This is a genomic window from Methyloceanibacter sp. (genome assembly GCF_058506495.1).
Genome location: NZ_JBZMXT010000102.1, coordinates 1 through 6313, shown reverse-complemented (window position 1 = coordinate 6313; position 6313 = coordinate 1). Strand labels below are relative to the sequence as shown.

8 protein-coding genes and 1 pseudogene are annotated in these 6313 nt (G+C 56.6%); 7 read left to right on the top strand and 2 right to left on the bottom strand.

The annotated features are described in order from the left end of the window. Window positions 1-261 (bottom strand): annotated as a pseudogene (locus AC33YF_RS12335) (hypothetical protein); the annotation flags it as partial. Between the two features lie 119 nt (window positions 262-380). On the opposite strand from AC33YF_RS12335, the gene AC33YF_RS12330 reads away from it, so the two are divergent. After that, window positions 381-1370: a L,D-transpeptidase gene (locus tag AC33YF_RS12330; RefSeq protein WP_491777505.1), complete on the top strand. Its 990-nt coding sequence runs from the start codon at window positions 381-383 to the stop codon at window positions 1368-1370. Window positions 1371-1399: 29 nt separating this feature from the next. Here the strand turns inward: AC33YF_RS12330 and AC33YF_RS12325 are convergent, their stop codons facing one another. Next, a complete protein-coding gene (locus AC33YF_RS12325) occupies window positions 1400-1597 on the bottom strand; it encodes a hypothetical protein (RefSeq protein WP_491777504.1) in 198 nt (65 codons plus the stop codon). A gap of 158 nt (window positions 1598-1755) precedes the next feature. Between AC33YF_RS12325 and AC33YF_RS12320 the strand changes: the two genes are divergently transcribed. From AC33YF_RS12320 to AC33YF_RS12295, 6 genes are all read left to right on the top strand, one after another. Continuing rightward, window positions 1756-2019, top strand: coding sequence for a hypothetical protein (locus AC33YF_RS12320; RefSeq protein ID WP_491777503.1), 264 nt, complete (start codon window positions 1756-1758; stop codon window positions 2017-2019). A 12-nt stretch (window positions 2020-2031) separates the two neighbouring features. Beyond that, window positions 2032-3165 (top strand): AI-2E family transporter, encoded by a 1134-nt coding sequence (locus AC33YF_RS12315; protein WP_491777502.1) that lies wholly within the window; start codon window positions 2032-2034, stop codon window positions 3163-3165. Window positions 3166-3331: 166 nt separating this feature from the next. Then, entirely contained in the window at window positions 3332-3775 is a 444-nt protein-coding gene (gene lysM / locus AC33YF_RS12310; RefSeq protein ID WP_491777501.1) for a peptidoglycan-binding protein LysM, read from the top strand. Between the two features lie 38 nt (window positions 3776-3813). Next, window positions 3814-4017 (top strand): dodecin family protein, encoded by a 204-nt coding sequence (locus AC33YF_RS12305; RefSeq protein ID WP_424058691.1) that lies wholly within the window; start codon window positions 3814-3816, stop codon window positions 4015-4017. Window positions 4018-4201: 184 nt separating this feature from the next. Then, on the top strand, window positions 4202-5131 hold the full coding sequence (locus tag AC33YF_RS12300; protein ID WP_491777500.1) for an SH3 domain-containing protein: 930 nt from the start codon (window positions 4202-4204) through the stop codon (window positions 5129-5131). 23 nt (window positions 5132-5154) lie between these two features. Beyond that, window positions 5155-6276 (top strand): baeRF11 domain-containing protein, encoded by a 1122-nt coding sequence (locus AC33YF_RS12295; protein ID WP_491777499.1) that lies wholly within the window; start codon window positions 5155-5157, stop codon window positions 6274-6276. The last annotated feature ends 37 nt before the right edge of the window (window positions 6277-6313 follow it).

The following is a 6313-nucleotide window of genomic DNA, read 5'->3' as shown; positions in this document are numbered from 1 at the left end:
TTCGCCCGGAGCCAAGATGTTGAAGTAATTGGCACCATTATCAGTGGCCATGCTGACGTTCATCTGTTGGCCTTTGCTGGCCTCCAGCACGTAGTCCACGACCTCGTAGCCTCTAATCTTGCCCTTGATGGTCGCGCTGCTTGCGCCGGGCTTAAAGTGAACCTGCTCAGTGCGGATATCATCGCGGGCGAGTGCCGGCGAAACCATAAAGGCGATGAGCGCCGCAATAAGGAGGGGCGTACGTGTCAGGGCTTGGAGCATTTCGATATCCGATTCCTTGGTTTCAGATGTGGGCCATCGACCATCTGCAGCGAGCTCGATTATTGTCCAAATGTGGCGTAAATAACGTTCATTTCACAGCAAGATTCGGAGTGCTTGAGATGGGATTGGGCTTTGATCGACGGGCGATTCTCAAAGGAACTTTAGCAACGGCAGCCGTAAGCCTCGCCGCATTCGACGTGATCGCGGTTGCGGCCCGGGAAGTTGCCAATCTGAAACCAGGCGAGTTCCTGTGGACGCCGGAGAAGTCGCCGAGCGGCCCGGTCGCAATCATCGTTTCCCTGCCTGACCAGCTCGTCCATGTCTATCGCGGGGGTGTTCGCATTGGCCTTTCCACATGTTCAACAGGCAAGAAGGGCCACTCCACTCCGACCGGAGTCTTCACCATTCTTGAGAAAGACAAGCACCATCGATCGAGCACTTACAACAACGCGCCGATGCCGAACATGAACCGGCTCACTTGGAAGGGGGTCGCATTGCACGCGGGCAACCTTCCAGGCTACCCGGCTTCACACGGGTGTGTTCGGCTGCCGCTTAAATTCTCCGAATTACTATTCACTGTCACGCATGTGGGCACGCCGGTCATTATCGCCGATGACCACAGCGAGCCGGCTACTGTGACCCATCCCGGACCGATCCTATCCTCCCTCGCCGCAAAGGAGATGCACACGTCCGTTGCAAGTCTCAAGAAGAAGACCCTGCCCCCTAAGGAGCGGCACGAGGACATGCAGCACGCAGTTTCTCTATTGGTGAGCCGCGCGGACCGCGAGCTGTACGTGCTCCAGGACGGGAACGTCGTCGCAAAGGGACCTATCAAGATCGATCGCCCAAACCAGCCATTCGGATCACATGTGTTCGTTTTGGAAGCACCTCATCAGAATGGCCGCGCGGCCACTTGGCATGCAATCCGGCATACTTCAGGACCGAATGCGTCGGCCGAAGATCTCATTGGACGTATTCAATCCGACTCGAAGCTTGCCAAACGGATAGCTGATCTCATGCATCCCGGCTTGGTCTTGGTGATGACCGACGCGCCTTTACACTCAACCACCCGCTCTAAACGCGGTTTTGTTGTCATGTCTCACGGCTAGGTTTGGCAGGGGTGAGCCTGAAGCTCAGGTCAGAGGCGGCTGAGGAAACGCCCGATGAGCCAAATTAGACTGGCGTTGATGGCCATAGCCAGCGCCAGCAGGACGATATTCAGAGCAGATGATTGCGATCCGACAACTTCTGTCAGCAGGTAGCTCCAAGGCACGCCGAGCAACATTGCTGGAATGGCAGACAACGGATCGGGCGTGATCCAGCCGGCAGCACTCATGGGTATTGCCGCCAGGGCAAGGGCCGAGACAATGGCATAAAGCAAGACAAACCAATGGTAACTCTGCATTTTTTATCCCCAGTCGTTACGCTTTTGTATCTGGCTAGCGCATGCAGTAGCCCATAATGTGAGGGCGCTGAAATAGGGGGAACAAACAGATGGATCTCACGAGTCTTCTTGTCCAAGTCTTGTCGGGTGCGGTTGGGGGTAGCGCAGCGGGTGCTGCCGCGAAGAACTATTCCTTGGGCGCCGTCGGGAATGCGATCGCGGGCGCAGTTGGCGGAGGTGTTGTTGGACAGCTCGTCGGGACGATGGCTGGGCAGATGATTGAAGGATGGGTTGGCGATATCGCCGGCGGGGCCGTCGGTGGCATTATCCTCACGCTCATTGCCGGCGTCATCCGGAACATGACTGCAAAGTAAGGGGCTTCAGGCGTGGACGGGAGCCGTGGCGCGGGCAAGGAAGCCGAACGCTCGAAGCAAGCTACTGCAAATGTCGAAAGCGGACCGATCGCAAAACCGAGAAGCGAGTTACTGGAGAAGTTAGCGCCCATCGCGTTGGTATCCGCGGTCCTCCTAGTCGGCTTCCTGACCCTATCCCCTTTCCTGCCGGCAATACTCTGGGGTGCCGTGCTTGCGGTCGCTGTGGCGCCGCTTCATCAGAAGCTCCTTGCCGCTATCGGCAACCGGAGAGCACTGGCCGCGGCGATCACCGGCACTGGGCTAAGCCTATGCTTTATCGTACCAGCCATCGGGATCGCACGGGCGCTTGCGGCCTTCCTGCCATCCGCCCTGAATTGGATTGAAAGGGTTGCTCTCGATGGTCTCGAGCGTCCGCCAGAGCCTGTCCTCAACCTTCCGCTTGTCGGCGAGTCCATCGCGGAACTGTGGCACTCGCTTGGGACAGATGTTTCATCTGTCGCCACGCATTTCCGCGATGAGCTGAAGACGGTTCTGGTTTGGCTCGCCTACGAAGCGGAAGTTTTCGGCGTCTTCATATTGGAGTTTGCGATCGGCATCATTCTCGCCGTTGCGTTGGTGTACCATTTCGATCGCGTCGCTAAGCTCTCTCAAAAGTTCTTCGATCGGCTCGGTGGCACATTTGCTCAGAGGATGGCGGCGCTGTCAGTCAGGACAACTCGACACACTGTCATCGGCGTTCTTGGTGCCGCGCTTGCCCAAACCCTGGTTGCTACGTTCTCGTATGTTGTGGCCGGAGTGCCGGGCTGGATTATCTGGGCTGGCATCACCTTTATTCTGTCACTCATCCAGATCGGGCCGGCGCTTGTTTTTATACCAATATCCGTCTGGCTCTGGACCCAGGGAGAGCTAGGCATGGCGATATTCGTTCTCGTCTGGGGCCTCGTTGTCGTCAATCTCGTCGACAATATCGTTCGCCCTTGGCTCGTCAGCAAAGGCGCTCAAATCCCGGCAATTTTGGCGTTTCTCGGAGCGCTCGGCGGGCTGGTCGAATGGGGTTTGGTCGGCGTGTTTCTTGGGCCTGTAGTGGTAGCGGTCTGCTACGAGATGATCCTAAAGTGGATCGAGCCGGATACTCTGCCGCATTGACAGCCGGACCCGGGGATCGGCGATGATGAAGCTCTATCACCCACTAAACCGACGCTAAGCTGCAGCTGTGGGAACAAGACGGGGTTTACACCGATGCCCGGTGTCTCCACAGACCCTGATAGCAACGACTAGCCCTCAACCAAACTAACCAAGGGAAAGATTGACTATGGGACTATTTGATTTTGTGAAAAATGCAGGCAAGAACCTCTGGGGATCGAATGAGGCCAACGCCGCTGAAGCCATTGCCAAGGAAGTCGGAGAGCCAGACCTGAAAGACAAACTCAAAGTCGAGGTTGTCGGCGACAGCGTCAAAATCCACGGTGAGGTTCCAACTCAGGAGATCAAGGAGAAGGTGATTGTCGCCGCAGGTAACGTCGAGGGCGTTTCGAAGGTAGATGAGGATCTGACAACGTCTGAAAAGACAGAGACCGTGTTTCACACCGTCGAAAAGGGCGACACGCTTTGGGCCATAGCGGAGAAAAACTATAACGATGGAACCAAGTACAAGCTGATTTTTGAGGCCAACAGGCCAATGCTCGCCCATCCTGACGAAATCTACCCCGGTCAAGTCTTGCGTATACCCAGCCTGAAGAACGCACCGAGCGTCTAGACGCTATAACTCAACATCAAGCGAGAAGGACCTGAATTATGTCTGTGCTTAAAGTCATCGAACTGATGGGTGATTCCGACAAGAGTTGGGAGGACGCCGCTCAAGAAGCTGTGACCGAGGCCGCAAAGTCCGTCAAACATATCCGCTCTGTTTGGGTTAAGGACCACGCGGCTACGGTCGAGGGTGGCAAGATCAAACGATATCGTGTCACATGTAAGGTTACGTTCGAGGTTGAGAGCTAGCAGAGGCCTTGCCCAGTCCCGGGACAAAACTTGACTCCATGGCGGACGCCCCCAAGGCGTCCGCCATTTCTGTGAAGTCTGGGTCGATGACGCGCGCAAAGCTGGACCTATGAAACAGACCAATTGCCTTTGCAAAAAATATACGCCATCGCCAATCGCTCAGATGCAGCTTAGGACATCTTGTATGGCTACATATGCGCGTCTACGAGCCACTGTGATCTTGGCATTTGCGTTGTTCGCAGCTCAGGCAGGTGTTGCGTTTGGTGAAGCGAGCGGTCCAGACTATTTTAGTGTTACTGGCGTCGCATCGGACGACGTGTTGAACATTCGCAGCAAACCGAGCGCGAGCGCGGACAAGATTGGCGAAATCCCTTTCGATGGGAACGGCATCCAGAATCTAGGCTGTGAAGGCGGCCTCACGTTCGCAGAGTGGCAGCGTGCAACGGAGGCCGAGCGCGCGGCATCTGCGCGAAGTCGATGGTGCCGGGTTTCCTATCGTGGCATCGAGGGTTGGGTCGCCGGTCGGTTCCTTGCAGAGGGTAGCCGTAGACCAGGCGCCAGCCGAGGCGCGGCGTCCCCGAACCCCACCTTCTGGAGTGTTTCGGGAAAAGCTGATTTCTTGAACCTGCGTTCTGGCCCCACGACCGACTCTCAGGTCTTGCGGAAACTTCTCCCGGGGACGGTCGTTCGCAATCACGGCTGCTCTGGGTCCGCCGGACAAGCCTGGTGCGAGGTTGAGCAACTTGATGGAGAGCGGCTGCGCGGCTTTGTATCCGCCGCCTATTTGGAGGAGCCTAATGCCAGCTTGCGAGCTGGCCAGGGGGCGTTTGATGCGACCGGTAAAGTTCCGTGCGCTCAGTTTGCCGGACAGCCTATGCGCCAATGCAGTTTCGGCGTCGCTCGCGATGGTGGAGGCACGGCCACCGTCTCTGTGACCCGCCCCGACGGCCTCCGTAGAGCACTGTTTTTCCAGGATGGGAGATTCGTTTCCGCTGATACGGGTCAGGCCGACGGATATCCAGCGGTAAGCTCCCGAAAGGAGATTGATCTGCACATGATCAGAGTAGGTCAGGAACGCTACGAAATTCCGGATGCCGCCATTTTTGGCGGCTGACCACGCAACAGGAAGGATGAATTATGCTCTACGTCGACTTGCCGACGCGGCCGGAGTTCGTGTCGCTCAGAAATAAGCGGGCAGATGCTTGCGTCTCGATCTATGTCGAGACAACACCGCTAACGCAGCATGTCGACGCCAGCCGAACACAACTGTCTAACCTTTTTACGGAGGCATGCAGCCAACTTGAAGGGGAGAACTTCGACAAGAGGCGCTTAGCAGGGCTTACCGAACAAATAGATGATCTTTTGGACGACGACGAGTTCTGGCGACTACAATCGAATAGCCTTGCCGTGTTCACCACGCCCGATTTTCTCCAGACCTTTCGGTTAGCCAATCGGCTATCTCCAATGGTCCGTGTCTCAGATCGTTTTCATCTCAACCCCTTGCTTCGCGCCGTAACGTTCCCTCACATGGCATTCGTTTTAGCTGCCTCTGAGAATATGGTGCGCTTGGTCGAGATCTCTCCTGCCACGCCCCCCTCAGAGGTCAAGGTGCCCGGGTTGCCGCGCGATGCGGCCAGCGCAGTTCGGAAGTCAAGCTTGAACGACCGCGGACATAGTGGCCGTATTCATGGCACCGAGGGACAGAATGTTCGTCTGCGTCAGTACGCACGGCAGATCGATGCTGCTTTGCGACCCATACTGACTGGACGCGATACGCCGCTCGTACTCGCTGCTGCGGATCGTTTGGGCTCCATCTACCGCTCTGTAAACAGCTACCCCAACCTCCTCGAAGACCACATTGCAACGACAACAGACCAAACAACTAACGAAGAGCTCGCAGGCGCCGCCCGCGCGATACTCGATCAGGCAAATGCCAAAGAAATAGCAGATCTCAGAACGCTCCATGGCCAGCGGGCAGGCATGAATAGAGCGACAACAGACCTTGCTGCCGCGGCTCGCGCGGCAACGCATGGTGCGATCGAAACGCTTCTGGTCGATATTGACAGCGATGTCCCCGGGCGCATAGACGACGAAACGGGCGCAATAAGCCTAGCCGATAGCAATAGTGCCTCGACGTACGATGTGATCGATGAAATCGCGGCGCGGGCTTTTTTGACTGGTGCTCGTATTCTTGGGGTTCGAAAGGCAGACTTGCCGGGGAACAGCTCACTCGCTGCGATTTTGAGATTCGCCGTCTAACCAACGTGGACGAGAAACCCTTTGAACGTGATGTGGC

Coding starts and splice junctions, on each gene's coding strand:
- AC33YF_RS12330 (WP_491777505.1), top strand. CDS start 381: ATGGGATTGGGCTTTGATCGACGGGCGATTCTCAAAGGAACTTTAGCA.
- AC33YF_RS12325 (WP_491777504.1), bottom strand. CDS start 1,597: ATGAGTGCTGCCGGCTGGATCACGCCCGATCCGTTGTCTGCCATTCCA.
- AC33YF_RS12320 (WP_491777503.1), top strand. CDS start 1,756: ATGGATCTCACGAGTCTTCTTGTCCAAGTCTTGTCGGGTGCGGTTGGG.
- lysM (WP_491777501.1), top strand. CDS start 3,332: ATGGGACTATTTGATTTTGTGAAAAATGCAGGCAAGAACCTCTGGGGA.
- AC33YF_RS12305 (WP_424058691.1), top strand. CDS start 3,814: ATGTCTGTGCTTAAAGTCATCGAACTGATGGGTGATTCCGACAAGAGT.
- AC33YF_RS12300 (WP_491777500.1), top strand. CDS start 4,202: ATGGCTACATATGCGCGTCTACGAGCCACTGTGATCTTGGCATTTGCG.
- AC33YF_RS12295 (WP_491777499.1), top strand. CDS start 5,155: ATGCTCTACGTCGACTTGCCGACGCGGCCGGAGTTCGTGTCGCTCAGA.